We start from the raw sequence: 25694 nt of genomic DNA, 5'->3' as shown, positions 1-25694 counted from the left end.
AGCCGACAGGAGTGACTACTTGCCGGTCTTCGGCAGTCCGGGCGGGTTGATCCTCGACTTGGTCACGGCCTCGTCGGACAGCCCCCAGCGCTTGAGGACCTTCGCGTAACTTCCGTCCTCGATGACATGGTCGAGCGCGTCCGCGAGCGGCTTCACGAGCCCGCTGTCCTTCTTGGTGGTGGCGGCGATGAGGCCCTGGAGCTTGGCGCCGGCGCCCGAGTACGTGCCGATGACCTCGGTCTTTCCGCTGCTCGCCGCGTGATAGGCGGCGGTCGGGTTGGGGCCGAGGTAGATGTCGATGCGGCCGGACTGCAGGGCGAGATAGGTGTCGGCGTCGTTCTGGTAGTACTTGATGTCGACCGGCTTGCGGCCCGCCTTGACGTTCGCCTTGCTCCACTCGATGAGCAGCTTCTCCTGGTTGGTGCCGCTGCCGACGGCGACCGTCTTGCCCGCCACGTCCTTCGGCCCGGTGACCTTCAGGCCGCTGCCCTTCTTCGCCTCGAAGCCGAGGTTGTCCTTGCGGTAGGTGGCGAAGTCGTACTTCTCCTTGCGGTCCTCGGTGACCGTGATGTTGCTCAGCCCCACGTCGTACTTCCCGCTGTCGAGGCCGACGAAGATGTTCTCCCAGGAGGCGGTGGTGCGGTGCACCTTGAGGCCGAGGACGTCGGCGACGAGGTGCGCGAGGTCCGGCTCGACGCCGATGACCGTCTTGTTGTCCGTGGCGTGGAAGCCGAGCGGCGCTGCGGAGCTGGAGGAGCCGATGACTTCCAGGGTTCCTCTTTTGCGGATCCGCTGGGGTACCTCTTCGGCTATGGATTCGACCTTGCCGGTGGTGACTCGGTGCTGTTCGGGGCTGAGGTTGATCTTCGCCTTGGCACCCGAGCCGTCCGCGACCTCGGTCGTGCCGCCGTCGGAGGGGTTGCTGCAGGCGGCGAGGAGCAGGGAGGCCGAGAGCGAGAGCGCGGCCGCGGTGGTGGTGCGGCGACGAACGAGTGTGGTGGGCACGGTGGTGGTACTCCTTGCGTACGACAGGGGGTGGAGGCCGATCACAGGACCTGGGATCACAAGGCCTTGGGTCACAGGGCCATGAGTCACAGGACCTTGGAGAGGAAGGCACGGGTGCGTTCCTGCTGCGGGGCGTCGAGGACGGCCTCGGGGGTGCCCTGCTCCACGACGACACCGGCGTCCATGAACACCACGGTGTCGGCGACCTCGCGGGCGAAGCCGATCTCGTGGGTGACGACGATCATCGTGGTGCCTGTGCTCGCCAAGTCCTTGATGACATCGAGGACTTCGCCCACCAGTTCCGGGTCGAGCGCCGATGTGGGCTCGTCGAAGAGCAGCACCTTGGGTTCGAGGGCGAGTGCGCGGGCGATGGCGACGCGCTGTTGCTGGCCGCCGGAGAGCTGGCGCGGGTAGGCGTCGGCCCGGTCGCCGAGCCCCACGCGTTCGAGCAGTGCTCGTGCGGCGTCCTCGGCGTCCTTGCGCGGGCGGCGCAGGGCGGAGACGGGGGCCTCAATCAGGTTGTCGAGGACGGTCAGGTGCGGGAAGAGGTTGAAGTCCTGGAAGACGAACCCGATGTTCGTGCGCTGCTTCAGGACGTCCTTCTCCCGCAGCTCGTGCAGCTTGTCGCCCGAGCGGCGGTAGCCGATGAGTTCGCCGTCGATGCTGATCCAGCCGCTGTTCACCTTCTCCAGGTGGTTGATGGTGCGCAGCAGCGTGGACTTCCCCGAGCCGGACGGGCCGAGGATCACGGTGACCTCACCGGCCTGCACGCGCAGGTCGACGCCGCGCAGCACCTCCAGCGGGCCGAAACTCTTGTGGACGTCCTGGATGTCCACCATGGGCTTGCTCATCGTCGGCCTCCCAGGGCCCGGAGGGTCTTCGGGGCGGTACCCCGGACGGTCTTCGGGGCGGTGCCCCGGGCGTATCGGCGTTCCACGTAGTGCTGGACGATGGAGAGGAGCGAGGTCAGGAGCACGTACCAGGCGGTGGCGACCAGGAGCAGCGGGATCACGCGGCCGTTGCGGCCGTAGATGACCTGGGCCTGGTAGAAGAGTTCGCCGATGGACATCACGTAGACCACCGATGTGCCCTTGAGCAGACCGATGATCTCGTTGCCTGCCGTGGGCAGGATGGCGCGCATGGCCTGCGGCAGCACGATCCGGCGGGCCTGCCGCAGGCGCGGGATGCCGAGGGCTGCGGCGGCCTCCAACTGGCCCCGGTCGACGGAGATGACGCCACCGCGCACGATCTCCGCGGCGTACGCGGCCTGGTGCAGGGTCAGGCCGATGACGGCGGCGCCGATGGTGCCGATGAGGCTGTTGCTGTCGACGGACCAGAAGACCGGGCCGAAGGGGATTCCGAGGCCCAACTCCTTGTAGAGCGCGCTGAGATTGAACCAGAAGACGAGCTGGACGATCATCGGGATGGACCGGAAGATCCAGATGTACGTCCAGGCCACGGTCTGCAGCACCGGGCTCCGCGAAAGCCGCATGAAGGCAAGCGCCGTACCGAGCAGGAACCCCAACACCGTGGCGTAGGCGGTGAGTTGGAGTGTCACCCAGACGGCCTGCACGATCGTCTCGGACAGCACATAGTCGCGGAAGACGTCCCATTCCCATACGGGGTTGGTCAACAGACCGTGCGCGAACTGGGCGACGACGACGAGCACGGCGGCGGCCGCGACCCAGCGGGCGTAGTGCCGGATGGGGACCACTTTGAGGGAGGCAGGGTCGTCCGGTGCGGTGGGCGCGGCGCCGGGGAGGTCCTTCTCGAACGGCAGCGGGCCGATGGACTCCGGGTCGGCTCCGGTGTCGAAGAGCGGCGTGTATCCGGTGGCCAGGTACAGGCCGCGGGCCTCGGGCTGGCGGGGTCCGGTGGTGAGGTAGATCCGCCGGTAGCCGCGCTCGCCCGCCTCGCGTTCCAGCTCGTCGACGACGCGGCGGGCGAGCCCGCGCCGCCGGTGGGCGGAGTGTGTCCAGATCCGCTTGAGCTCGGCGGTGTCGGCGTCGTAGCGGCGGAACGCGCCGCCCGCTACGGCCTCACCGCTCTCGAGGACGAGGAGCAGCAGTCCGCCATGGGCGGGCGTGAACTCCTCGTCGGGGTAGCGGGCGATCTCGGCGTGGGCGTCCTTGCCGTAGCGGGTCGAGTACTCGTCGCCGAGTTCGCGCAGCAGGGGTGCGACGCGCGGGTCGGAGACAGGGACGTGAACGACCGTCAAGTCCTCGTGTGGTGCCGGTGGTTGAGCCAGGGAGGTCATACGCCCACCGCCGTGGTTGCGGTCTCGGGGCTCTGCCCCGGGCCCCGCTGCTCAATCGCCGCAGGGGCTTTATTCAGCTCGGCGTCGCGCTTGGCGACTTCCTCTCGCACGATGGGGATCACGTACCGGCCAAAGTCGATCGCGTCGTCCAGCAGGTCGTAGCCGCGCGCGGAGAGGATGTCGACGCCGAGGTCGTAATAGTCGAGGAGTGCCTCGGCGACGGTCTCCGGGGTGCCGACGAGGGCGTTGGAGTTGCCCGCGCCGCCGGTCGCGGCGGCCGTCGGGGTCCACAGCGCACGGTCGTAGCGCTCCCCCGCCTCGGCGATGGCGATGAGCCGCTGGGAGCCGGTGTTTTGGGGCTCCGACTGCCCGTGGTGGCGCCTGCCGATGCGCTCGCCCCGCTCCTTGCGGGCCTTGATCGCGCCGACCGTGCGGTGCGCCTTCTCCCAGGCCAGCTCCTCGGTCGGCGCGATGATCGGGCGGAAGGCGACCTGGATGCGCGGGACGTCGGTACGGCCCGCGGCCTTCGCGGCGGCCTTCACCGTCTCGATCTGCTCGGCGGTCTTCGCCAGCGGCTCGCCCCACAGGCAGTAGATGTCGGCTTCCGCGCCCCCGGCGGCGTACGCGGCAGGCGAGGATCCTCCGAACGAGACGCCGGGGCGCGGCTGTTGGACCGGGAAGACATCGCTGACGAAGTCGCGGAAGCGGTAGTGCTCGCCTTCGTGGTCGAACGGCTCGTGGGTGGTCCAGATCTTCTTGACGAGCTGGATGTACTCGCGGGTGCGGCTGTAGCGCTCATCCTTGGTGAGGGTGTCGCCCTCGCGGCCCTGCTCCTGGTCGTTGCCGCCGGTGATGAAGTGGACGGTGAGCCGGCCGTCGCTGATCCGGTCGAGGGTGGCGAAGGTCTTGGCGGCGAAGGTGGGGTACGAGACGTTGGGCCGGTGGGCGAGCAGGATCTGCAGTCGGTCGAGGTGGCTCGCGATGTAGGCGGCTGCCGGTGCCGGGTCGGGCGATCCGGAGCCGTACGCGAACAGCACCCGGTCCCAGTCGTGGTCCTCATGGGCGCGGGCGAGCCGGAGTGTGTACTCCTTGTCGAAGGCGGCGCCGGAACGGGGGGTGGTTTCGGAGCCGTCGTTGGTGGCGGCGATGCCGAGGAATTCCACGGGCATGGGGTGGGCCTTTCGAGGCAGCGGCGTCCGTACGCGGGCATGCCGGAACAGCCCTGCGCACAGGCAGAGTTGACAAACCGTCAGGAGAACGGATCGATGCGTGGGTGACGACGCGGGAACGTCGTGGGATGCGAGGTGGTGGCGGCGCGCGCGAGGCGTCAGAGCTCGACCCACAAGAGGGTCACCGAGAGAAAGGGCCGGTCAGAGGGCCCGCTGCCGCGTCAGGCGCAACACGCCGCGGACCACACCCGACCGAAGTCGATGTGGTCACGCGAGACCAAGCGCTGGGCAGTCATGGACCAATTGAGCCGTCCGCGGGGCCGTTTCGTCAAGCCGCGCTCGAATGTCGGACGGCGCCGAAGTGTCGTTCCGCGAGGGTTTGTTGCGGCAGTGTGTCGTGCGTGTGTACCTGGCCCCGTTCAGGCGGGGCCGGGCGCGTCCTGCCGGTGGGCCCTACGCCGCTCGACACCGGCCAGCAGCCGGCTCCGCTGTCCCTCGTCCGTTGCCGCGGCCATGGCCGCCAGGGCCAGCGCCGCCGCCGCGTCGGTCACGGCGAGGTCTGCGCCGGGGGTGGTGCCGTGTGCCGTGAACTCGACCGTGTGCTGGCTCGCGCCCGCGGTGTCGTAGCCGATGGTGGGGTGGATCGCGGGCAGGAGGCGGGAGACGTTGCCCATGTCGGTGGACGCGGTGGTGGCGCCGTGCCGGGACAGCGGGGTGCGGCCGAGGCAGCGGGCTGCAGAAGCGTAGGCCTCGGTCAGGAACGGGTCCTGGCGCAGGTCCTCGAAGTCCCGGCCGTGCGGGACGAGTTCGAGCTGGGCGCCGGTGGCGAGGGCGCCCGCCTCGAAGCACGCGCGGACCCGGCGCTTGACCGCCGTGAGCTGTTCGATGGTGGGGGCCCGTACCTCGTAGCGGGCCGCGGCGGTGTCGGGAATGACGTTCGGGGCCCGGCCGCCGTCGGTGACGATGCCGTGGACCAGGGAGCCCGGCGGCAGTTGCTGGCGCAGCACGCCGATCGCGGTCTGGGCAACGGTCAGCGCGTCGAGCGCGTTGACGCCCTCCCACGGCGCGAGGGCCGCGTGGGCGGGCCGGCCCCGGTAGGTGATGTCCCAGGCGCCGATCGCGAGGGAGGAGGCTCCGACGGTGTCCTCCGGTGCAGCGTGTGCCATGAGTGCCGCTGCCACGTCGTCGAAGACACCCGCGTCGATGAGCAGCACCTTGCCGCCGATGTCCTCTTCGGCGGGGGTGCCGATGAGCCGTACGGTGACGCCGAGCCGGTCGGCGACGGCCGCGAGCCCGAGTGCCGCGCCGACCGCCGCCGCGCCGTTCACGTTGTGCCCGCAGGCGTGGCCGATGCCGGGCAGCGCGTCGTACTCGGCGCAGAAGGCGAGCACCAGCTCACCGCTGCCGTACGTCGCGTCGAGCGCGGTGGGCAGCGAGTCGAGGGGGCGGGTGACCGTGAAGCCGGCATCGTCGAGGGATTCGGCGATCTTCGTGGCCGAGCGGTGTTCCTCGAGGGCGGTCTCGGGTTCGGCGTGCAGGCTGTGGCTCAGCGCGATGAGCCGTTCGCGCCAGGCCTGGACCGCCTGTGTCACCTCGTCGTGCAGGGAGGACGGTGCCCTCATGCGAGTGCCTCCTTCGTGTCCGTGCGTACGACCTTCTCGGCCGTGGCGCCGCCTCCGTACAGCAGTGCGAGCGCCCCGCCGAGCAGCGCGACCGCGGCGCAGGTGCCCCAGCCCCACAGATAGCCGGAGAGCGCGATGTGGCCGCCGAGTTGGTGTGCGGAGAAGAGGCCGCCGAGTACGGCGGCGCCGATCGCCGCGCCCAGCGACAGCGCGAGTTCGTTGATGCCGACGGCGAGCGCGGTCTGCCGCTCGGGCACGATCTCCGCCGACAGGGTCCGCGTGATCGACTCGAAGACACCGGTGGCGAGGCCGACGACGAGCGCCGATGCGACGTACTGCGGGAGCGTGGCGTGGAAGAGGATCATGCCCAGGAAGCCGAGCCCGACGAGGGCGCCCCCGGCGACCAGGACGGCGCGGTCGCCGATACGGCGGGCCAGGCGCGGGGTGGCCGTGGAGCCGACGAAGCCCAGCACCACCATGGCCAGGGACACCGTCGCGATGGACTGCGGGCCGAGCCCCATGCCGTACCCGACAGCGTCCGGGTCCGCGCCGAGGAAGAGGGCGTTGGCACCGAGGAAGCCGATGCACCCGAAGGCGGCGCAGAACGTGTGCGCGCTGACCGCCGCGAGCCGCCGGTCCCGCAGCATGCGGATGCTCACCAGCGGCTGGTCCGCGCGGCGCTCCACGGTCACCCAGGCGAGGAACACCACCACCGCGAGGGCGCCCGTTCCCAGGGAGCTCGCCGAGGTCCATCCCCACGTACCGCCCTGCGCGAGCACCAGGACCAGCGCGACGAGGCCGATGGTCAGCAGCGCCGCCGCCCCGTAGTGGAACCGGCCGCCGAACTCCCCGTCGCTGTCCGGCAGTACGAGGCCCGCGGCCATGGCGAGCACCGCGACCGGTACCGCCGCCCACAGTCCTGTCTCGGCATGCCGCTCGCTGAGGGCGCCCGCCACGAGGCCGCCCACTCCGATGGCGATCAGGAGGGCGCCGACGAGGAGCGACATCCCGGTGCGGCCGCGCCCGGGGGCTCGGGAGCGCAGGATCCCCGCGAGCAGCGGGAAGAATCCGACCACCGCTCCTTGCAGCACCATCCCGAGGGCGAGCGTCACCACCGTCGGCCACAGCGCCATCAGCAGCGAGCCGGCCGCGACCATCGTGAGCGCCACCCGCAGCAGCCGCCGGTGCCCGTACAGGTCGCCGAGGCGCGAGAGCAGTGGGGTGAGCACCGCGAACGCGCACTGCGACAGCAGATAGAGGTTGTTCTGGGCCACTCCGTCGATACCAAGCCGCCGCCCCAACTCCGGTAGGAGCGGGGTGAGATAGCCCTGGACGACGCCGCTGAACACGACGACGACCGCCATCGCGCCGAGCATGCCGCGGCCGGTTCCCACCACTGATCCGTGTGTGCCCGCACCTGTGCCCATAGGAGACGCCCTTCTCATGACCGGCCGGAATCGAAGCTGGCCGGAATCGAATGCGGTGGCTACTGTGCGGGCTGCGGTCGCGACGGGCCGCGGATTCTTCGGAAACGAGCAGCGAGGGGATGCGCGATGCGAGAAACGGTCACCACGAGCGAGCTGGACCTCGCACTCGTCAACGCCCTCCAGCTGCGCCCCCGCGCCTCCTGGACCGAACTCGCGGCACCGCTGGGCGTCACCGCGAGCACCCTCGCCCGCCGCTGGGAGCGGCTGATCGAGGAAGGGCTCGCCTGGGTGTACGCGGCGCCGGGGCGGGAGTTCTCACGCACGCGCTGCACGGCGTTCGTCCTGGTCCGCTGCAGGCCCGGCACGCGCGCACGGGTCGCTCAGCAGCTGTGCGAGCGGGCCGAGGCCGTGACCATCGAACTCACCGGGCCCGGCAGCGCCGATCTGCTCATCGACGTGCTCGCCCCCGATCTGCCCGCGCTCACCCGGTTCGTGACGACACACCTGGAGCCGCTGCCCGATGTCACCTCCGTCGACTGCCTCTTCGCCACGTCCCTCTACGTGGAGGGCAGTCGCTGGCGGCTCCGCTCGCTGGACCCGGCGCAGGTCACCGCGCTGGGCCGGACCGGCGCGCGCCCGTCCGAACCCACGCCGTCCGTCGAACTCGACGCGGTGGAGCGGGGGTTGCTCGAAGCCCTGGTCGGCGACGGCCGCCTCGGCCTCGCGGCGCTCGCCCAACACACCGACACAAGTCCCGCCACCGTGCGCCGCCGCCTGCACCGGCTGACCGACTCGGGTGTCCTCACCTTCCGCTGCGACATGGCGAACGCGCTCGCGGGGCGGCCGCTCCCGGTCTCACTGCTCGGCCGCGTCCCGGCCCGGGACATCGCCGCCGTCCACCGCGCCCTCGCCGCACTGCCCGAGTGCCGTCTCGTCGCCGCGGTCACCGGACGGACGAACGTCTTCGCCACCCTGTGGGTGCGCGACCTCAGTGACATCCAGCGCCGCGAGACCGCCCTGGGCGCGCGACTTCCGACCCTGGAGGTCACCGACCGCATCGTTGGTCTGCACACCGTCAAGCGCATGGGCCACCTGCTGGACGAGGACGGCAGACGTATCGGCGTTCGTCCGATCAGTCCCTGGTGAGCATCACTGCGGGGTGCGCACGGACGTGGCAGGTTCGGACGTCGCCTCCTGACGACGTCCCCGCATGAGCATGATCTGACCCAGGAGCGTCGACGCCACGCCACCCACCGCACCGATCAGGTAGGCGACCGCCTTGATGATCTCCGCAGTGCTGTTGGAGCTCGCGGTCGGCTCCGCGGGGGCCTCGTAGGCCGGTGGTGCGGGAGGTTCCTGACCGGCCGGGGCCCCACTGGAGGGCGACTCCGACGGGCCAGGCGTCGCCGACGCCCCGCCGGTCGGACGCATGGAAGAGCCGTCGGACGAATCGTCCGTGGGCACCGGAGGAGCGGTCGCATGCGGCTCCGACTTCCTCGCGGAGTCCGTGTCCCAGGGGGCCCAGGACCCTGTGCTCTGCGCATGGATCGCATACACCAGCAACGTGACGAACAGGAGCAGGAAGCCGGTCCATGTCAGGCTCCGCCCCAGCCTTCGGCGTTCAGGAACAACCCTGGTATCCCCCATGACACCAGCCTAGGACGAATCGCCTGCCACATGCACCTACTTGCGGCGCTCCGCCGGGGCGCGATCCAAACGACCGGCCCTACGCAGACAGCGGCCACGCATGATGGCGACTCTGCTGCGCCAGGTGTGTCCGTTGACCGTGATGACCACCGGGGGCGGTTTGCCGCCGCCGAGCTCGTCCACGAGCTCCGGAGGGACCTCCAGGCCGTGCATCGGCTCCGGCGGTTCCACGTAGGTCCTGAACTTCATGTGCCGCTCCCGTTCCCGCAAGGGCCGTCTCGCAAGGCCGCCCAATCGGAAGCGTAGGGGATCTTGACCACCAGGCAGTGACTGCTTAGCTTCGGTGCGTGATTCGATTCGATCATCTTGTGGCCAACTCTCCAGGCCGCAAACCTTGTTGTAGGGAGACGTCGAATGTGTGAGTCCTGCTGTCCCACACCGCGTACGCCCCGCATGAGCCGCGCGCGGTTCCTGCAACTTGCGGGTGCCGGGGCCGCCGCGGTGGCCGTGTCCGGTGCGTTCGCCGGGTCGGCCGCCGCCGCTTCCCGGCCGGCGAAGGCCGAAAGGCCGGGTCCCCTGCTCGTCGACAACGTGCGCGGCTACACACTCTCGCGCGGCAAGCTGCGCAGATTCTCCCGGCTGCTGCTCACCCCCGAGGGGCGTGTCGCCGCGCTCGACATCGGCGCGTCCCCCAAGGGCATACGCCGCCTCGACGGCCGCGGCTGCGTCCTGCTGCCCGGACTGCACGACGCGCACGGGCACTTGTGGGGGCTCGGCGCCCTCGCCGTCGAGCTGAACCTCGTCGGGACCCGTTCCCTGGAGGAGGCGATGGACCGGCTCGCCGCGTACGACACCGCGCACCCCGACGACGCGTGGATCCTCGGCCGCGGCTGGAACGAGGTCGTGTGGGGGCTCGGCCGGCTGCCCAACGCCACCGATCTGGACGCGGTCGTCGACGACCGGCCGGTGTGGCTCGGCCGCGTGGACGGGCACGCCGGTGTCGCCAACTCGGCGGCGCTGAAAGCCGTGGGGGTCACCGCGGACACCCCCGATCCCGACGGTGGCCGCATCGTGCGCGACGGCGCCGGCAACCCGACCGGAGTCCTCATCGACGCCGCGCAGTCACTCGTGGAGGACAAGCTGCCCGAGCCCACGCTGGAGGACGTACGGGCCCGTGCGCTCGCCGCGCAGAAGCAACTCGGCAGCGTCGGCATGACGTCCGTGTCGGATGCCGGCACGGACGCGAGCGGTGTCGTCGTGCTGCGTCAACTCGCGGACGAGGGCGCGCTGACGATCCGCGTGAACGCCTTCCTCTCCTACCAGGCGTTCACCGACATCGGCGCCGACGCACGCACCGACTCCTACGCCGACGACATGATCCGCATCCGCACCGTCAAGCAGTACATCGACGGCGCGCTCGGCAGCCACGGCGCCGCGCTTCTCGCACCGTACGCCGACGACCCGGACACCAGCGGGCTGTTGCAGGTGGAGCCGGAGGAGTTGCGGCGCCGCGTCGAGCAAGTGGTGCGCGGCGGCTACCAGTCGGCGGTGCACGCCATCGGCGACCGCGGCAACCGCGTTGTCCTGGACGCGTACGAGCAGACGTTCCGGCGCGTCGGCGACGCCGGGATGCGGCACCGTATCGAGCACGTACAGGTGCTCTCGCCCGAGGACATCCCGCGGCTGCGCAGGCTCGGCATCATCGCGTCGATGCAGCCGGTGCACGCCACCGACGACATGAACATGGCCGAGGACCGGATCGGTGCCGAGCGCATCAAGGGCGCCTACGCCTGGCGCACCCTCATCGACCAGGGCACGCACCTGCCCTCCGGTTCGGACTTCCCCGTCTCGTCCGAGAACCCCTTCGACGGTCTGCACGCCGCCACCACCCGCACCGACCGGGACGGGAAGCCGGCCGGCGGCTGGTACCCGGAGCAGGCCATGACGCCGGTGGAGGCGCTGCGTTCGTACACGGTGGAACCCGCACACGCGGCACACCAGGAACATGCCCTCGGCACGCTGGAGCCGGGCAAGTGGGGCGACTTCGTCCTCACCGACACCGACCCCTTCGACCTGCCGTCAGGCCGGGCGGTGTGGCAGACGAAGGTGCTGCAGACGTGGGTCGCGGGGAAGCGGGTCGGCGAGTACGGTGAGCTGTGACGCACGGCCGGCTGGGCGTCACGCCGATGCGAACGCCCGCCGAGCGTGCTCCAGCAGCTCACGCAGCGCCGGGTTGTGCGCCCGCTTCCAGACCAGGGCGAGCAGCGCCGGTGCGTCGACGTCGTCGATGGTGCGGGCATTGAGCCGCTCGCGGTGACCGGCGGCCATCGACTCGCTCAGGACGGCGACGCCGAGGCCGCGGTCGGCGAGCGCGGCGATGGAGTCCGCCGCGCTCGCCTCCAGCGCGATCGTGGGGTGCAGCCCCTGCGCGGTGCAGGCCCGGTCGAGGACCGTACGCAGGCCGGTGCCGGGCGGCATGCAGACGATCGGGTGGTCCATCAAGTCCCTGAGTGCGACGCGCCGTTGCTTCGCCAGCGGGTGCCCGGCCGGGACCGCCACGACGAGCCGTTCGTCGACGATGGTCAGCGCGTCGAGGCCGTCGGGGGTGGTGTGCGCGGCGCCGATGAGCGCCAGGTCGACCTCGCCCGCGCGCACCCCCTCGACGAGCCGGTCGGAGCCGTCCTCGAGCAGCGAGAGCTCGACTCCCGGGTGCGCGTCGTGGAACGCGGCGAGGGCGTCGAACAGCGGCGTGATGGTGCAGCCGATGACCATGCCGACGGCGAGCCGCCCCCTGACCAGTTCGGACACCTCGGCCACAGCCCGGCCGACCGTGCCGGCCGCGGCGAGGGTGGAGCGGGCGTGTTCGAGCGCGGCCTTGCCCGCGACGGTGAGCGTGACGGTGCGGGACGAGCGGTCGAAGAGCTCCGCCCCGAGCTCGCGCTCCAGCTGCCGGATCTGCGCGCTGACGCCGGACTGGCTGATGTGTACGCGTTCGGCGGCGCGCGTGAAGTTCCGCTCCTCGGCGACCGCGACGAAGTACTCGAGCTGCCTCAGCTCCATGACACGCCCTCCACGTCCACACCGTGACCACAACTACAGTTTCTAGTTTTTAGCAAAACCATCTGTTGGACTTCTCACCGTCGCACGCCGAAGCTGAAAGCACCAAGCCCGGAACCGACACCAGGAGGAACCATGCCGGAGTCCGCGTACGAGAAGGCCATGCGTCCCGAGGACATCACCCGCCTGTTCGTCGAGCGCTCCAACGCGGGCGACGCGGCCGGCGTCGCCGCGCTCTACGAAGCGGACGCGGTGCTGGCCTACCCGCCCGGCCAGGAGACGGTCGGTCGGGAGGCGATCCGCGAGCTGTGGGCGAAGGTGCTGGCGAACCGCCCCCGCTTCGAACCGGAACAGCCGCTGCCCACCCTCATCAGCGGCGACATCGCTCTGACGTCGACACCGCCGAAGGACGGCACCGGTGCCCGCGCCCAGGTCGTCCGCCGCCAGCCGGACGGCAGCTGGCTGCGCTTCATCGACCAGCCCGAGTTCGCACCGCCGACGCGCTGACCGGCCGCCGGCCCGGGTCTTACGACCGGCCGTCGGTCCGGACCCCGCACATCGGAGCCTGGGAAGCTTCTGCCTGCACTGTCAGCAGTGGCGCCAGTCGCGCCACCGGCGGGAGTTCGCCGCGCCTGACCGGGGACGCCGCGAAGGCCTCGATCACGAAGGCGGCGAAGCGGCGGGAGGCGGCGACGCGGGCGGCGGGTGATCCGGCCTGGATGCCTCGGTTGGCCATGATCATCAGGATCAGGTCGTCCAGGACGAAGTCGGGGCGCAGATGTCCTGCGTCCTTGGCGCGGCGGGCGATCTCGGCGATGGCCTTCAACGTGTACGCGCGGTTCTCGGCGAAGTCCAGGGCCTTGGGGAAGGCCGACACGAAGGCTTCGGTGAACCCTCGGTCGCGGGCGTGCATCGCGCAGGTCTCCTCGACCACGTGGCGGAAGCCGTGCCACGGATCCGGGTCGGCGAGCCCTTCGTCGACGAGCCTGCGGCACACCTGCATCTCCTCCGTGAAGGCCTCCGTGACCAGCTCCTGCTTGGTCGGGAAACGGCGGTAGAGGGTGGCGGGGCCGACCTCGGCGCGGCGGGCGATCTCCCGCATCGGCACGTTCAGGCCTTCGGAGGCGAACACGGCCCGTGCCGCGTCGAGGATCCGCTCGCGGTTGTCGAGGGCGTCGGAGCGCAGCGTCTGAGGCAATCGTTCGGTCACCTCTCTCACTTTACTCAAACGGACGGGGGCGTCCGCTAGCGTCCGAAGGCCTCACCCGCAGACACTGAGGAGTCACCGTGAAGGCCATCGCGATCAAGGAATTCGGGCGCCCCGAAGGCATGGCGGTCGTCGACCTGCCCGCCCCTGTCCCCGCCGCCGGGCAGGTGCTGGTCGCCACCGAGGCCATTGGCGTCGGCGGGGTCGACGCCCTGATCCGCAGCGGCGCCCTCGCCGCGTACGGCCTGTTCCGGGAGGGCCACGTGCCGGGCAGCGAGGTGGCGGGCACCGTGACCGCGGTCGGCTCCGGTGTGGACGCCTCGTGGGTGGGCCGGCGCGTATGGGCGTTCACCGGCACGGGCGGCGGCTACGCCGAGCAGGCCGTAGCCGCCGTGGACGCGGTCCTCCCGCTGCCCGCGGACCGGTCCGGCGCCGACGCGGTGACGCTCGGCACCTCCGCCGTGGTCGCGCACTTCGCCCTTCGCCACGCCCACTTCGCTCCCGGTGAGTCCATCCTCGTACGCGGCGCGGCAGGCAGCCTCGGGATCCCTACGGTGCAGCTCGCGGCGCGCGGCGGGGCGAGCGCGGTGGCGGTCACGACGTCGTCGGCCGAGCGCGGCGATCGCCTGCGCAAGCTGGGCGCGACCCACGTACTGGACCGCGCCGGGGCCTCCACCGACGAGGACGCGCCGGAGGGCTACGACGTCGTCATCGACATCATCGGCGGACCGGACATGCCCACGTTCCTCGACCGTCTCAACCCAAACGGCCGCCTGGTGGCGATCGGCGTGATCGCGGGGCCGCCGCCCGCGGACCTCGTCGCACACATGGCGGCGGCGTTCCAGAAGTCGTTGTCGTTCGCCACCTTCAGCGCCGACACCGTGCCCGCGGCCGACCAACGCGCCCTGCGCACCGAGCTGTTCGCGGGAGACCTCGCCCTGGACCCGGTGGTGCACGCGGTACTCCCTCTGGAAGAGACCGTGCGTGCGCACCAGTTGATGGACAACGGTGAGGCCTTCGGCCGGATCGTGCTCGTGCCCTGAGACCGCTCGACCCGCTCAGCGCGCCAGCGCTCTGCCGATCTCGCCCGCCGCGTCCGTGACCTGCGCCGCGAGGTCCGCCCGGGCGTGGCCGGCTTCGGTGAGGCGGTGGGTGGGGCCGGCGATGCTGATCGCGCCGACCGTTCGGCCCGAGGCGTCGCGGAGCGGGGCGCCGATCGCGGCCTTGCCGTCCTCGTGTTCGTCGACGGAGGCGGCCCAGCCGCGGTGGCGTATCTCGTACAACTCGGCGGCCAGGGCGGCGTGTTCGGTGAGGCTGCGGCCGGTGCGGGCCGGAAGCTTCTCGGGTATGTCCAGGTCGTGGTCGAAGGCGAGCAGCGTCTTGCCCACGGCCGAGGCGTGCAGCGGCAAGTGCGCGCCCATACGCAGGACTTGGGCGCTGTCGTCGGGGCGGAAGACGTGGTGGACGACAAGGGCCGCACCGTCGTGCGGGGTGGCGATCCAGACCGATTCGCCGCTGCGTGCGGCGAGGGTGTCGGCGCTGTGCAGGGAGCGGGCGCGCAGCTCGTTCGTGTCGAGGTCGCCGTTGCTCAGGTGGAGCAGCGAGGCACCGATCCGGTACTTGGCCGTGGCCGGGTCCCGTTCCACCAGGCCCGCCGCGACCAGCGTGCCGAGAATCCCGTGCAGGGACTCCTGGGGCAGCCCCATCGCGCGGGCCAGCTCCGTCACCCCGAACGGCCGGGGCCCGGACGCGAGCAGCCGCAGGACCAGCGCCGCCCGCTCCACCGCCTGGATCCGCTCTGCCACGCGGGCACGGTAGCCCACCGCTGGTCCGCCGCGGCCCCCGGCCCTACGTTCGTAGACATCAAGACATCACCGACCCGGTGATTCCCGACGTTTACCGACGATTCCCGCGGAGATGAGCACCCCATGTCGAAGATCCTTTTCGTGGTGACCGGCGCCGACCACTGGACCCTGGCCGACGGCACCCAGCACCCCACCGGCTTCTGGGCCGAGGAGGCCATCGCCCCGTACGACGCGTTCAAGACGGCGGGGTACGAGGTGGTCGTGGCCACGCCGGGCGGCGTCGTCCCGACGGTCGACGCGGGCAGCCTCGCGCCCGAGTTCAACGACGGCCAGGAGAACGCCGTGCGGATGGCCGCCGCCGTGTCCTCGAACGCCGAGCTGCGCTCCCCCATCAAGCTGGAGGAGGTGAACCTGGACGACTACGCGGCCGTCTTCTACCCCGGCGGCCACGGCCCGATGGAGGACCTCTCCTCCGACACCGAATCCGGCGCTCTGCTCACCCGCACCCTGGAGTCCGGCAAGCCGCTCGGTGTCGTCTGCCACGCGCCCGCCGCGATACTCGCCGCCACGAAGGCCGACGGCAGCAACGCGTTCGCCGGCTACGACGTCGCCGCGTTCACCAACGTCGAGGAGGCCCAGGCAGGCTTCGCCGACAAGGCGCGGTGGCTGCTCCAGGACCGGCTGACCGAGGCCGGTGTGAATGTCCGGGTCGGTGAGCCGTGGGCGCCCCACGTAATCGTCGACCGCACCCTGGTCACCGGGCAGAATCCGGCCTCCGCCGGCCCGCTCGCGGCCAAGCTGCTGGAAAAGCTGGCCTGACCACTCGAGAAACCTGGCCCGACCACTGACAAAGCTGCCCTGACCACCGATTTCCTCCACGGATGTCACAGTGGACACACGTGTCCCGTTCGTCTCGTGGAGGTTCCCCCGCATGCGTCTGCTGCTCATACGTCACGGCCAGACCCCGTCCAACCTCAAGCGGCTCCTGGACTCCGCGGCGCCGGGCCCCGGCCTGACCCCGCTCGGCCTCGAGCAGGCTGCGGCGCTCCCCCGGACGCTGGCCGACGAGCGGATCGACGCCCTGTACGCCTCCACCCTCGTCCGCACGCAGCTCACCGCCGAGCCCCTGTCGCGGGCGACCGGCCTCGACGTCGTGGTCCGGGACGGGATCCGGGAGATCGCGGCCGGTGACCTGGAGATGCGCGGCGACGACGAGTCCGCCCAGAAGTACCTCAACACCGCTTTCGCCTGGTCCTCCGGCGACACCGCGCTGCGGATGCCCGGCGGCGAGAGCGGCGAGGAGACGCTCGGCCGCTTCGACGCCGTGGTCGCCGAGGCGGCCCGGACGGGCGCGGACACCGTGGCCATGGTCAGCCACGGCGCCGTGATCCGGACGTGGACGGCCGCGCGGGCGGGCAACGTGGACGTCGCGTTCGTCGCCGCCCACCCGCTGACCAACACGGGCATCGTTACCCTCACCGGCTCACCGCAGCTGGGCTGGGAGCTCGAGCTGTGGGAGGGGCGACCGCACGGTCGGTGAGACCCGGCGGCTCCGGCTACGTCAGGACCCGAGGACGGCCGGGTCCGGGCCCACGCGCTCACCCGTTTCCAGACCAGCGAGCGCGGCCATGTCGTCCGCGGCCAGCTCGAAGTCGAATACGGCGATGTTCTCGCGGACGCGGGCCGGGGTCACCGACTTCGGGATGACGACGTTGCCGAGCTGGAGGTGCCAGCGCAGCACGATCTGCGCGGGGCTGCGCTCGTGCTTGCGGGCGAGCGCGGTGACGATCTCGTCGTCCAGGACGCCGTTGCCTCGGCCCAGCGGGGACCACGCCTCCGTCGCGATGCCGTGCTCCGCGTCGTACGCGCGCAGCTCGCTCTGCTGGAGGCGCGGGTGCAGCTCGATCTGGTTGACGGCCGGGCCGACGGACGTCTCGGCGGCGAGCCGGTCCAGGTGCTCCGGCAGGAAGTTGGAGACGCCGATGGCGCGGGCCCGGCCGCCGGCGAGGATCTCCTCGAACGCCTGCCACGTCTCGACGTACTTGTCGCGCGACGGCACCGGCCAGTGGATCAGGTACAGGTCGACGTAGTCCATGCCGAGCCGCTCAAGGGAGGCGTCGAACGCGCGGAGCGCGTTGTCCCGGCCCTGCTCCGTGTTCCACAGCTTCGTGGTGACGAAGACATCCTCGCGGGCCAGACCGAAGTCGGCGATCGCGCGCCCGGTGCCCTTTTCGTTCTCGTACAGGGCCGCCGTGTCGATGCTGCGGTAGCCGGCCTCCAGGGCGCTCGTGACCGCGGCGTGCGCCTCGTCATCGGGGACCTGGAAGACGCCGAAGCCGAGCTGCGGCATGGTCACGCCGTTGTTCAGGGTGACCTCGGGAGTGGTGCTCATGACTCGTGTGTCCTTACCTGGCGACGGTCGGCATCTTCACCGTCGGTCGAGTGCTTTTCCGTTGACACGTTGACGTTTTGTGCTCAAACATGGGGCGAATCAAGCACGCTATTGCACATTGACAGCAATCAGTCCGGGTTCCATAACGAACAAAGGACATGATACGTGCACATTTCACCCCGAAGAATCTCACCCCGAAGACCGGGACGGCGTGGGGCCCAACCCCCTTCCCTCATCGCGGGCTTCGTCGTCGGACTGCTCGTCGCCGCCAGCACGACGGTGCTCGCCACGAGCGGCGGGCCCGAATCCGGCTCCGATCCGCGGGAGAAGCCCACCACCACCTGGCTCACCGCGAAGGTCGCCGACGCGATGGGCACCCGGGACACCGTCACATGGGTGCCCACCGGGGCGTTCGCGAACTCGGCGGAGGTACGGGTACCGAGGTATCCGATGAAGGCGATCGAGGGCAAGGACACCAAGGAGCTGAAGCTTTCGGCGGTGCGGGGCGAGCAGGTCTCCGCCCAACTCGCCATCGCTTCGGGGACACCACTGCGCGGCGTCTCGGCCCGCGTCGGTGAACTGACCGGCCCGAAGGGCGTTCGGCTCGGCGGGGACGCGGCCCGGCGCGCCCAGGTGCGGTTCGTGAAATATGTGCCCGTGCAGCGCTCCAAGTCGGAGCTGGACTGGTCCGCCACCATCGACCAGGTGAGCTCCCCCACCGAGGTGTCCGGCGACCGCAACCCGGACGTCGTGGGCGACGCGCTCGAGGAGCGTTCGGCCGTCGACGTACCCGCGTATGCCGCACAGCCGTTGTGGTTCACCTTCCGCATCCCCAAGGACACTCCGGCCGGCACGTACAAGGGGACCGTCGCCGTCACCGCGAACGGGAAGACCCAGAGCAGCTACCCGCTGACCATCGAGGTCGCGGACGTGGCCCTGCCCGATCCGGCCGACTACCGGTTCTTCCTGGACGTCTGGGCGCAGCCGGACACCATCGCCGAGGCGCACCACGTCGCGCCGTGGTCGGCGCGGCACTGGAAGCTCATCGACACGTACAACCGGGACCTGGCGAGCCGCGGACAGAAGGTCATCAACACCACCGTCGTCGAGAACCCCTGGCACTACCCGTGGCCGCTGGGCGAACCGAAGTCGCAGACGGCGACCCCGTACTCCAGCATGGTCGGCTGGAGTTGGGACGGCGACCGGTTCCGCTTCGACTTCGACCGCTGGGACAAGTACGTCACCGCCGCCGAGCGGGCCGGGCTCGGCCCGGACATCGGCGCGTTCTCCATGCTGGCCTTCCAGGACAAGGAACACCTGACGTACGTCGACTCCCGCACCGGCAAAAAGGCGTACGAGAACGTCGAGTTGGGCGGCGAGCGCTGGCGCGAGGCGTGGGGTGCCTTTCTGCGGGAGTTCGAGGACCATCTGCGGGACACGGGGCGCCTCGACCACACGTGGCTGTCCTTCGACGAGCGGCCCGTCGAGACCATGAAGGTCGTACGGGACTTCGTGCACGAGGTCGCGCCCGCCTTCGACCGGCGCATCTCGGTCGCCGGTTCCATCAGCACGGAGCCCCTCGCCTCGAACCTCTCCGTCGACTGGGGCGGCATCGACAAGATGACACCCGAGAAGATCGCGGAGCGCCGCAAGGCCGGCAAGATCACCACGTACTACGTGTACGGGGTGCCGGACCACCCGAACACCTTCTCCTACTCCCCCGCGGTCGAGGCCCGGATGCTGCCGTGGATCTCGGCCCGGCGACAGCTCGACGGGCTGCTGCGCTGGTCGTGGAACAGCTGGACCTCCGACCCGTTCAAGGAGCCGGTGCACCTCTTCACCCAGGGCGACGAGTATCTCGTCTACCCGGGGGACAACGGTCCGATGTCGAGCATCCGGTGGGAGCAACTCAGAGAAGGCATCGAGGACTTCGAGCTGATCGCGCAGTTGCGGGACAAGCTCGCGGACACCGGAAGCGGCGGTGACAGCGACGCATTGAAAGCCGCCCTCGACCTCGCCACCAGGAACCTCGACGGCCGCACCAAGGACGTCACCGACATCGAGCAGGCCAGGGCGGCCGTCATTCGGGAGTTGACCTCGTGACAGGACCCACACCGCAGCACCCGAACCGCCCCCGCCTGAGCCGCAGACGCCTGCTGTCGAGCACGGCTCTCGTGCTGGGCGTCACCGCCGCCCTGCCCACGCCGGGCGCACCCGCCTTCGCCGCCACCGGCGACAGCGAGGGCTTCGACACCGATCCCGCCGACGCGGCGCTGCGCCGGCTGTTGCCGCGCCACCACGACCAGGTCACCTTCCGCCCCTCGAGCGGCGGGCGCGCGGCGGACCGGTTCCGGGTCTCCGGCACGCGCGGGCGCATCGTCGTCGAGGGGTCGACCCCGGCCGTCCTCCTCGCGGGTCTGCACCGTTATCTACGCGATGTCGCACACGCCTCCGTCACCTGGAACGGCGAGCAGCTGAACCTGACGGGCCAACTGCCCGCGCCGAGTGGTGAGTTGACGGCCTCGGCGAACGTCTCCCACCGGTTCGCCCTGAACGACACCAACGACGGCTACACCGGCCCCTACCGCGACTGGGACGCCTGGCAGCGCGAGCTGGACGTCCTCGCGCTGCACGGCTTCAACGAGGTCCTGGTGACGACCGGCGTGGAGGCCGCCTACTTCGACACGCTCCGACGGTTCGGGTACACCGAGGCCGAGCTGCTGGCCTGGATCCCGGCGCCGGCACACCAACCGTGGTGGCTGTTGCAGAACATGTCCGGTTTCGGTGGCCCCATCAGCCGCCGCCTGCTGGAGCGGCGCGCCGACCTCGGGCGCAAAATCGCCGACCGGGTGCGGGAGTTGGGAATGACGGCGGTGCTGCCGGGCTGGTTCGGTACCGTGCCCGACGGCTTCCCCGCGCGGGTCGACGGGGCGAAGGTCGTCCCCCAGGGCACCTGGAGCGGCTTCAAGCGTCCCGACTGGCTCGACCCGCGCACCCAGGCCTTCACCGAGGTGGGCGCCGAGTTCTACGCCCGGCTCGACACACGGCTCGGCGGCACCTCCATGTACAAGATGGACCTGCTGCACGAGGGCGGCCTGCCCGGCGACGTGCCGGTCGGCGAGGCCGCGCACGCCGTGGAGAAGACCCTGCGCACGGCCCACCCCGAGGCCGTGTGGGCGATCCTCGGCTGGCAGACCAATCCGCGCCGCGAGATCCTCGACGCCGTCGACCGCGACCGGATGCTCATCGTCGACGGCCTCTCCGACCGGTACGCCACGGTGACCGATCGGGAGAGCGACTGGGGCGACACCCCGTACACGTACGGCAGTATCTGGAACTTCGGCGGGCACACCGCGCTCGGCGCCAACATGCCCGACTGGGTGGAGAGTTACCCGCGCTGGCGGGACAAGGACGGCAGCAGGCTCTCCGGGATCGCCGCGATGCCGGAGGGCGCCGACAACAACCCCGCGGCGCTCGCACTCCTCGGCGACCTGGCCTGGACAGCGGGCAGCATCGAGCTCGACGACTGGTTCGGCCGGTGGGCCGCGTCCCGCTACGGCGGCGCCGACCGCCACGCGGCCGCGGCCTGGCGGGTGTTGCGCGAAACGGCATACGGGATGCGCCGAACCGACTCCTGGAGCGAGGCACCCGACGGCCTGTTCGCGGCCCGCCCGGCGCTGGACGTACAGTCGGCCGCGGCATGGAGCCCACAGTCGGAGCGCTACGACACCGCGGCCTTCGACCGGGCACTGACCGAACTCCTCAATGTAGGACCGGAGTTGCGGAAGAGCTCCGCCTACCGGTACGACCTGCTCGACGTCGCCCGGCAGGTGCTCGCCAACCGCAGCCGGGTGCTGCTGCCGCAGATCAGCGCGGCGTACGAGGTGCGCGACGCGGCGCTGTTCGGGAAGCTGACGCGGACGTGGCTCGCCTGGATGAAGCTCCTCGACGACGTACTGGCCACATCGGAGCAGCATCTGCTGGGCCGGTGGCTCGCCGAGGCCCGCGCCTGGGGTGCCGATCGCGCGGAACAGGACCGGCTGGAGTACGACGCCCGGTCGATCCTCACGACCTGGGGCGGCCGGGCCGGCAGCGACGAAGGGCTGCGCGACTACGCCAACCGGGAGTGGTCGGGCCTCGTCTCCGGCCTCTACCTCCCGCGCTGGCGCCGGTACTTCGCCGAACTGGCAACCGCACTCACCGAGGAGCGGGAACCCGCCGAGATCGACTGGTTCGCGATGGACGACGCATGGGCACAGGGGCACGAGCCGTACCCGCGGCGCCCCTCGGGGTCGGTCGAGCGGCTCGCGCGCCGGATCCACGACACCCTCGCGGGCGCCGCACACCAGGCCACGCTGACCGCCTCCGCCGCACACGCCGCCGTCTCCACGGACAAGCCGACCACCATCTCTGTCACGTTCACCAACCGCAACGGCCTCGCGGCGGCGCGGGACGTGATCCTCTCGCTCGACCTGCCCGAGTGCCTGACCGCCCGCGCGGAGGGCAAGGTGGCCGCGGCCTCGGTGTCCCCCGGCGACACCTTCACCGCACGCTTCACGGTCTCTCTGACGGGCGACGCGGCGGACGGACTCGTGCTCCAAGTCCGCGCCGACGCCACGTACCGGATGGGCACGGCGCGCGGCGCGGCGGTCGACGCGGTCCGGCTCCTCACCGGCACCGGGGTCAAGGACCCGTACCGGACGGTGTCGTTCAACGACGCGGTGTTCGGCCAGTCCGGCGACACCTTCGCCATCGAGGGCGGCGGAGCCGACTTGTGGGGAGGCACGGACGAGTTCGGCGCGATCTACCGCCCGTGGGCCCTGCCGGACGGGTCCTCCGCCTCGGTCCGGGTCACCGCCCAGGACCGCACGGGCGGCTGGGCGCGCGCGGGCCTGATCGTACGCAACGACCTCACCACGAAGGGAAGTTCGGGATACGTCAACCTCGCGATCACTCCGTCCAACGGCTGCGCACTGTCCTGGGACACCGACGGCAACGGCCACCTCGACTCCGTCGCGACGGCGGGCAACTCGGTGACGGCCCCGGTCCACCTCCGCCTCACCCGCCAAGGCACAGCCTACAAGGGCGAGTTCAGCCCCGACGGCACCACATGGACCACGGTCGGCACGGCAACCCCCACGGGCGCGGCCTCCGCCGCACAGGACGTGGGCCTGTTCATGAGCGCGGCAAACGGCGGGAACGGGGCGCGGGGTATCGCGGAGTTCACCGGGTTCCGGGCCGATTCAAGCCCCGCCGGCGATTGAGTCGCGTGGGCCCATTTCAAGCCCCGCCGGCAATTGAGGCGCGAGGTCCGGGGCAGAGCCCCGCGGCCTCGGCGCCATCCGCCGCCACCTGACGTCCGCGCTCGAGCACCCACACACCGGCCCCGCGCAGCGTCACCGCATCACCGTCGCCAGCACATCGTCCCCCAACGCCCGCACGACGTCCGTCGCCAACCGATGGCGGACGAGTTTGCCGTCGCGGGTCGAGCGAACCAGCCCCGCCTCGCGGAGTTGACGCAGAGTGCGGGAGACCTGGGGCTCGGTGGAACCCAAGCGCGTGGCCAGTTCGGAGGTGGTGATCGGCTCGCCGAGGAGGTGCCGGCACAGCTCCATCCGACCGGGCGAGGCGAGTGCCGTGAGCCGGTCGTGCAGCGCGCGCAGGGAGAGTTGGCCGGGACCGGAAGGCACCGCGCCGCGGACGGCGTACTGGACGACGACGCAGGACGGGTCCTCGTCCTTGACGACGAGGTGCGGCCAGACACGGACCGACGGTACGAGGACGAGTGGGCGCCGCCCGACGACCACCTCGTCGATCTGCAGCTTGTCGAGCCGGATACGGGCTCCCGGCCCGACACGCGACGCGGTGGGGAGCAGTTCGGTCAGCACGTCGGCAGGCGGGCGGCGCCGGGCGAGCCTGCGCCGAACCTCGCGGACGTGGTCGTCGAGCACGGGACGCAGGGTGCGCCAGTCGTCCGCGAAGAACGCGGCATCGGCGGCGCGCAGGGCCGCGAGGAGCCGGTCACGGAACGCCGCCGGATCCGCGACCAGTTCGGCGGCCAGGTCGCCTCTGGAGTGCGAGCGCCGCCGGCACTGGCGTACGTACTCCTCGGCGGTCTCCGTGCCTGCGCACAGTTCGTGGGCGCCGAGCGCGGGCCGGGAGGTGGCACCGAGCACACCGGGAGCGACGAGGCCCAGGAATTCCGTGCGGGAGAGGCCCTCGATGACCGCCAGTTCCTCCGGGAGACCCGCCGCGACGGGCAGCCTACGAGGGTAGAAGAGGCGGCAGCGGAAGCGCGCCCATAGCGGGGCGAAGACGCCGAGCTCGTCACGGAGTGCCGGGTCCACCGCTGCGGCGCGAGCGGTCCAGTCGGCGGCCTCGGGGTGGTGCTCGGGTTCGGCGAGGATGTGCAGGCTCGCCATGAGTTCGGACAGCGCGGAGGACCCGGCCGCGATGTCCGCGGGGCCGAGTCCTCCGACGTCGATGATGATGCTCACCACATCAGGGTACGAAGATCCGCCCGTGTCATCGGACCGCTGCGCCCGGCCCCAGCGGTATGCCGAGCAGGTACCAGGCGAAGAAGAGGACGACCCAGACCACGAGCATCGCCATCGCGACGGGCAGCGTGAAGGAGACCAGCGTGCCGATGCCCGCCTTGCGTCGCAGTGTCTGCAGATAGCCGACGGCGAGGGCGAAGGTGGTGCCCATCGGGCTGATCGAGTTGGTGCACGAGTCGGCGATCCGGTAGAGCGCCATGGTGGTGGCGGGGCTGGTGCCGAGCAGCATCATCATCGGGATGAGAGCGGGGGCGACCAGCGACCAGAGGGCGGAGCCACTGGTGATCAGCAGGTTGATCAGGGAGATCGCGATGAGCAGCAGGAGGAAGAGGACGAGGGTGGGCACGCCCAGATGCTCGATGAAGTCGGCCCCCTTCACGGCGAGCACAGTGGCGATGTTCGTCCACTGGAACAGGGCGAGGAACTGCGAGACGGCGAGGAAGAGGACGAGCAGCGGGGCGATGTCACGGACTCCCTCGGCCATGAGGGCGGGCACGTCGCGACTGCTCTCGATGCGGCCGGTCGCCCGGCCGAACACGTAGCCGATGAGGATGAAGAACACGGCGACGAAGACGGACACACTGTTGAGGAGGGTCGACTCGACGATGGAGCCGCCCTTGCCGCGCAGCGGGGAGCCGGCCGGGAGCATCGCGGCGATGAGGAGGACGGCGTAGCCGAGCGCGGCCAGGCCGGTGCGCTCGAGGGCGCGGACCTCGGTGGCGTCGTCGATTCCGGCGGTGATGACGGTCTGTCGGGCCTTCTCCTCCAGGTCCGCGTCCGGCACGAGCAGATGCTCGCGCTTGGTGAGCACCTTTTCGGTGACGAAGGCGACCGTGCAGGCCAGGACGAAAGCCGAGGTCGTGGAGAAGTACACGTTGTCGGTGGCCCGCACGACGAAGTCGGCGTCCACCAGGTGTGCGGCCTCGGTGGCGACGGAGGCGTAGAGCACGTCGCTGGAGGTGATCAGCGGGTTGGCGTCGCCCGCGGCGTTGATCGACACGAAGGCCACGATCATGCCGAGCATGGGCGAGCGGCCGACGGCTCGAAAGGCCATGGCACCGAGCGGAATCAGCACCACGTACGCGGAGTCCGACAGGAACTTGCACAGCACACCGCACAGGGCGACGCCGAGCGTGACCCAGCGCGGGGACACGTTGGACAGCATGCGTCGCGCCAACGCCTCGAAGAGGCCGGCCCGTTCGGCGACGGCGACGCCCAGCATCACCACGAGTACCGTGCCGAGCGGGCCGAAGGTGACGAAGTTGTCCACCGCGCCGTTGACGAGGTCGCGGACGGCGTCGCCGGATATCGCGCTGCGGACGGCGATGGTGCCGTCCTTGGACGGGTCGGCGACCTGCGTCCCGGCCGCGGCGAGCGCCCAGCTGACGACCGCGACGACGCCCGCCATGATCCAGAAGAGCCAGAACGGGTGCGGCAGCGCATTGCCCGCACGCTCGATGAAGTCGAGCAGCCGCGAGCCACCGCCCCCGGTGGGCGGGCGCTCGGGTCGCGCCTCACGGCGGGCGGTCGCGCTCATGGAATCTCCTGG

General features: G+C 70.8%; 22 protein-coding genes and 1 pseudogene. 8 read left to right on the top strand and 15 right to left on the bottom strand.

The annotated features are described in order from the left end of the window. Nucleotides 1-15: 15 nt before the first annotated feature. The 7 genes and pseudogenes from ACWD2L_RS10715 to ACWD2L_RS10685 form a co-directional block, all read right to left on the bottom strand. The gene (locus tag ACWD2L_RS10715) at nucleotides 16-1005 is read right to left on the bottom strand and encodes an ABC transporter substrate-binding protein (RefSeq protein ID WP_451188675.1); all 990 of its coding nucleotides are present in this window, start codon (nucleotides 1003-1005) and stop codon (nucleotides 16-18) included. Nucleotides 1006-1091: 86 nt separating this feature from the next. Then, nucleotides 1092-1856, bottom strand: coding sequence for an amino acid ABC transporter ATP-binding protein (locus ACWD2L_RS10710; protein ID WP_451188672.1), 765 nt, complete (start codon nucleotides 1854-1856; stop codon nucleotides 1092-1094). Beyond that, nucleotides 1853-2785 carry an amino acid ABC transporter permease gene (locus ACWD2L_RS10705; protein WP_451189380.1) on the bottom strand — a complete coding sequence of 311 codons (933 nt, stop codon included), beginning with the start codon at nucleotides 2783-2785 and terminating at the stop codon, nucleotides 1853-1855. Before ACWD2L_RS10705 ends, ACWD2L_RS10710 begins: the two co-directional genes overlap by 4 nt. A 96-nt stretch (nucleotides 2786-2881) precedes the next feature. Then, nucleotides 2882-3262 (bottom strand): annotated as a pseudogene (locus ACWD2L_RS10700) (GNAT family N-acetyltransferase); the annotation flags it as partial. Next, nucleotides 3259-4431, bottom strand: coding sequence for an LLM class flavin-dependent oxidoreductase (locus ACWD2L_RS10695; protein ID WP_451188670.1), 1173 nt, complete (start codon nucleotides 4429-4431; stop codon nucleotides 3259-3261). The pseudogene ACWD2L_RS10700 and the gene ACWD2L_RS10695, both read right to left, overlap by 4 nt. 419 nt (nucleotides 4432-4850) lie before the next feature. Further along, the gene (locus ACWD2L_RS10690; RefSeq protein WP_451188667.1) at nucleotides 4851-6053 is read right to left on the bottom strand and encodes an amidohydrolase; all 1203 of its coding nucleotides are present in this window, start codon (nucleotides 6051-6053) and stop codon (nucleotides 4851-4853) included. Beyond that, nucleotides 6050-7447 (bottom strand): MFS transporter, encoded by a 1398-nt coding sequence (locus tag ACWD2L_RS10685; RefSeq protein ID WP_451188664.1) that lies wholly within the window; start codon nucleotides 7445-7447, stop codon nucleotides 6050-6052. Before ACWD2L_RS10685 ends, ACWD2L_RS10690 begins: the two co-directional genes overlap by 4 nt. A gap of 159 nt (nucleotides 7448-7606) precedes the next feature. Here ACWD2L_RS10685 and ACWD2L_RS10680 point away from each other — a divergent pair, with 159 nt between their 5' ends. Next, nucleotides 7607-8626, top strand: coding sequence for an Lrp/AsnC family transcriptional regulator (locus ACWD2L_RS10680; protein WP_451188661.1), 1020 nt, complete (start codon nucleotides 7607-7609; stop codon nucleotides 8624-8626). A gap of 3 nt (nucleotides 8627-8629) precedes the next feature. On the opposite strand, the gene ACWD2L_RS10675 is transcribed toward ACWD2L_RS10680, so the two are convergent. Both ACWD2L_RS10675 and ACWD2L_RS10670 read right to left on the bottom strand, forming a co-directional pair. After that, entirely contained in the window at nucleotides 8630-9127 is a 498-nt protein-coding gene (locus ACWD2L_RS10675) for a hypothetical protein (RefSeq protein WP_451188658.1), read from the bottom strand. 36 nt (nucleotides 9128-9163) lie between these two features. After that, nucleotides 9164-9376 (bottom strand): DUF1905 domain-containing protein, encoded by a 213-nt coding sequence (locus ACWD2L_RS10670; RefSeq protein ID WP_451188656.1) that lies wholly within the window; start codon nucleotides 9374-9376, stop codon nucleotides 9164-9166. A gap of 204 nt (nucleotides 9377-9580) precedes the next feature. Between ACWD2L_RS10670 and ACWD2L_RS10665 the strand changes: the two genes are divergently transcribed. Further along, nucleotides 9581-11287, top strand: a complete 1707-nt coding sequence (locus ACWD2L_RS10665; RefSeq protein ID WP_451188653.1) for an amidohydrolase — start codon at nucleotides 9581-9583, stop codon at nucleotides 11285-11287. An 18-nt stretch (nucleotides 11288-11305) separates the two neighbouring features. Here the strand turns inward: ACWD2L_RS10665 and ACWD2L_RS10660 are convergent, their stop codons facing one another. Next, a complete protein-coding gene (locus ACWD2L_RS10660) occupies nucleotides 11306-12187 on the bottom strand; it encodes a LysR family transcriptional regulator (protein WP_451188650.1) in 882 nt (293 codons plus the stop codon). A gap of 132 nt (nucleotides 12188-12319) precedes the next feature. Between ACWD2L_RS10660 and ACWD2L_RS10655 the strand changes: the two genes are divergently transcribed. Further along, nucleotides 12320-12691, top strand: coding sequence for a YybH family protein (locus tag ACWD2L_RS10655; RefSeq protein WP_451188648.1), 372 nt, complete (start codon nucleotides 12320-12322; stop codon nucleotides 12689-12691). A 19-nt stretch (nucleotides 12692-12710) separates the two neighbouring features. Here ACWD2L_RS10655 and ACWD2L_RS10650 read toward each other — a convergent pair whose 3' ends face one another. After that, nucleotides 12711-13394, bottom strand: coding sequence for a TetR/AcrR family transcriptional regulator (locus tag ACWD2L_RS10650; protein WP_451188645.1), 684 nt, complete (start codon nucleotides 13392-13394; stop codon nucleotides 12711-12713). 77 nt (nucleotides 13395-13471) lie between these two features. Here ACWD2L_RS10650 and ACWD2L_RS10645 point away from each other — a divergent pair, with 77 nt between their 5' ends. Then, nucleotides 13472-14434 (top strand): zinc-binding dehydrogenase, encoded by a 963-nt coding sequence (locus ACWD2L_RS10645; RefSeq protein ID WP_451188642.1) that lies wholly within the window; start codon nucleotides 13472-13474, stop codon nucleotides 14432-14434. Nucleotides 14435-14449: 15 nt separating this feature from the next. Here ACWD2L_RS10645 and ACWD2L_RS10640 read toward each other — a convergent pair whose 3' ends face one another. Continuing rightward, on the bottom strand, nucleotides 14450-15196 hold the full coding sequence (locus tag ACWD2L_RS10640) for an IclR family transcriptional regulator (protein ID WP_451188639.1): 747 nt from the start codon (nucleotides 15194-15196) through the stop codon (nucleotides 14450-14452). A 123-nt stretch (nucleotides 15197-15319) separates the two neighbouring features. Here ACWD2L_RS10640 and ACWD2L_RS10635 point away from each other — a divergent pair, with 123 nt between their 5' ends. Then, nucleotides 15320-16015, top strand: coding sequence for a type 1 glutamine amidotransferase domain-containing protein (locus ACWD2L_RS10635; protein ID WP_451188636.1), 696 nt, complete (start codon nucleotides 15320-15322; stop codon nucleotides 16013-16015). A gap of 112 nt (nucleotides 16016-16127) precedes the next feature. Further along, the gene (locus ACWD2L_RS10630) at nucleotides 16128-16736 is read left to right on the top strand and encodes a histidine phosphatase family protein (protein ID WP_451188633.1); all 609 of its coding nucleotides are present in this window, start codon (nucleotides 16128-16130) and stop codon (nucleotides 16734-16736) included. Nucleotides 16737-16757: 21 nt separating this feature from the next. Here ACWD2L_RS10630 and ACWD2L_RS10625 read toward each other — a convergent pair whose 3' ends face one another. Next, complete coding sequence (locus tag ACWD2L_RS10625) at nucleotides 16758-17588, bottom strand: aldo/keto reductase (protein WP_451188630.1); 831 nt, start codon at nucleotides 17586-17588, stop codon at nucleotides 16758-16760. A 165-nt stretch (nucleotides 17589-17753) separates the two neighbouring features. Between ACWD2L_RS10625 and ACWD2L_RS10620 the strand changes: the two genes are divergently transcribed. Both ACWD2L_RS10620 and ACWD2L_RS10615 read left to right on the top strand, forming a co-directional pair. Next, on the top strand, nucleotides 17754-19691 hold the full coding sequence (locus ACWD2L_RS10620) for a glycoside hydrolase domain-containing protein (RefSeq protein ID WP_451188627.1): 1938 nt from the start codon (nucleotides 17754-17756) through the stop codon (nucleotides 19689-19691). Continuing rightward, entirely contained in the window at nucleotides 19688-22852 is a 3165-nt protein-coding gene (locus ACWD2L_RS10615; protein WP_451188624.1) for an alpha-N-acetylglucosaminidase, read from the top strand. Before ACWD2L_RS10620 ends, ACWD2L_RS10615 begins: the two co-directional genes overlap by 4 nt. A 132-nt stretch (nucleotides 22853-22984) precedes the next feature. Here ACWD2L_RS10615 and ACWD2L_RS10610 read toward each other — a convergent pair whose 3' ends face one another. Together ACWD2L_RS10610 and ACWD2L_RS10605 are read right to left on the bottom strand one after the other, a co-directional pair. Next, the gene (locus ACWD2L_RS10610) at nucleotides 22985-24085 is read right to left on the bottom strand and encodes a DUF5937 family protein (RefSeq protein ID WP_451188621.1); all 1101 of its coding nucleotides are present in this window, start codon (nucleotides 24083-24085) and stop codon (nucleotides 22985-22987) included. Nucleotides 24086-24113: 28 nt separating this feature from the next. Next, on the bottom strand, nucleotides 24114-25682 hold the full coding sequence (locus ACWD2L_RS10605; RefSeq protein WP_451188618.1) for an AbgT family transporter: 1569 nt from the start codon (nucleotides 25680-25682) through the stop codon (nucleotides 24114-24116). Nucleotides 25683-25694: the final 12 nt, after the last annotated feature.

The sequence above is a fragment of the Streptomyces sp. NPDC002754 genome, from assembly GCF_053592315.1.
The sequence above is the reverse complement of the archived record's forward strand: the minus strand, read 5'-3'. Positions and strand labels throughout refer to the sequence as shown.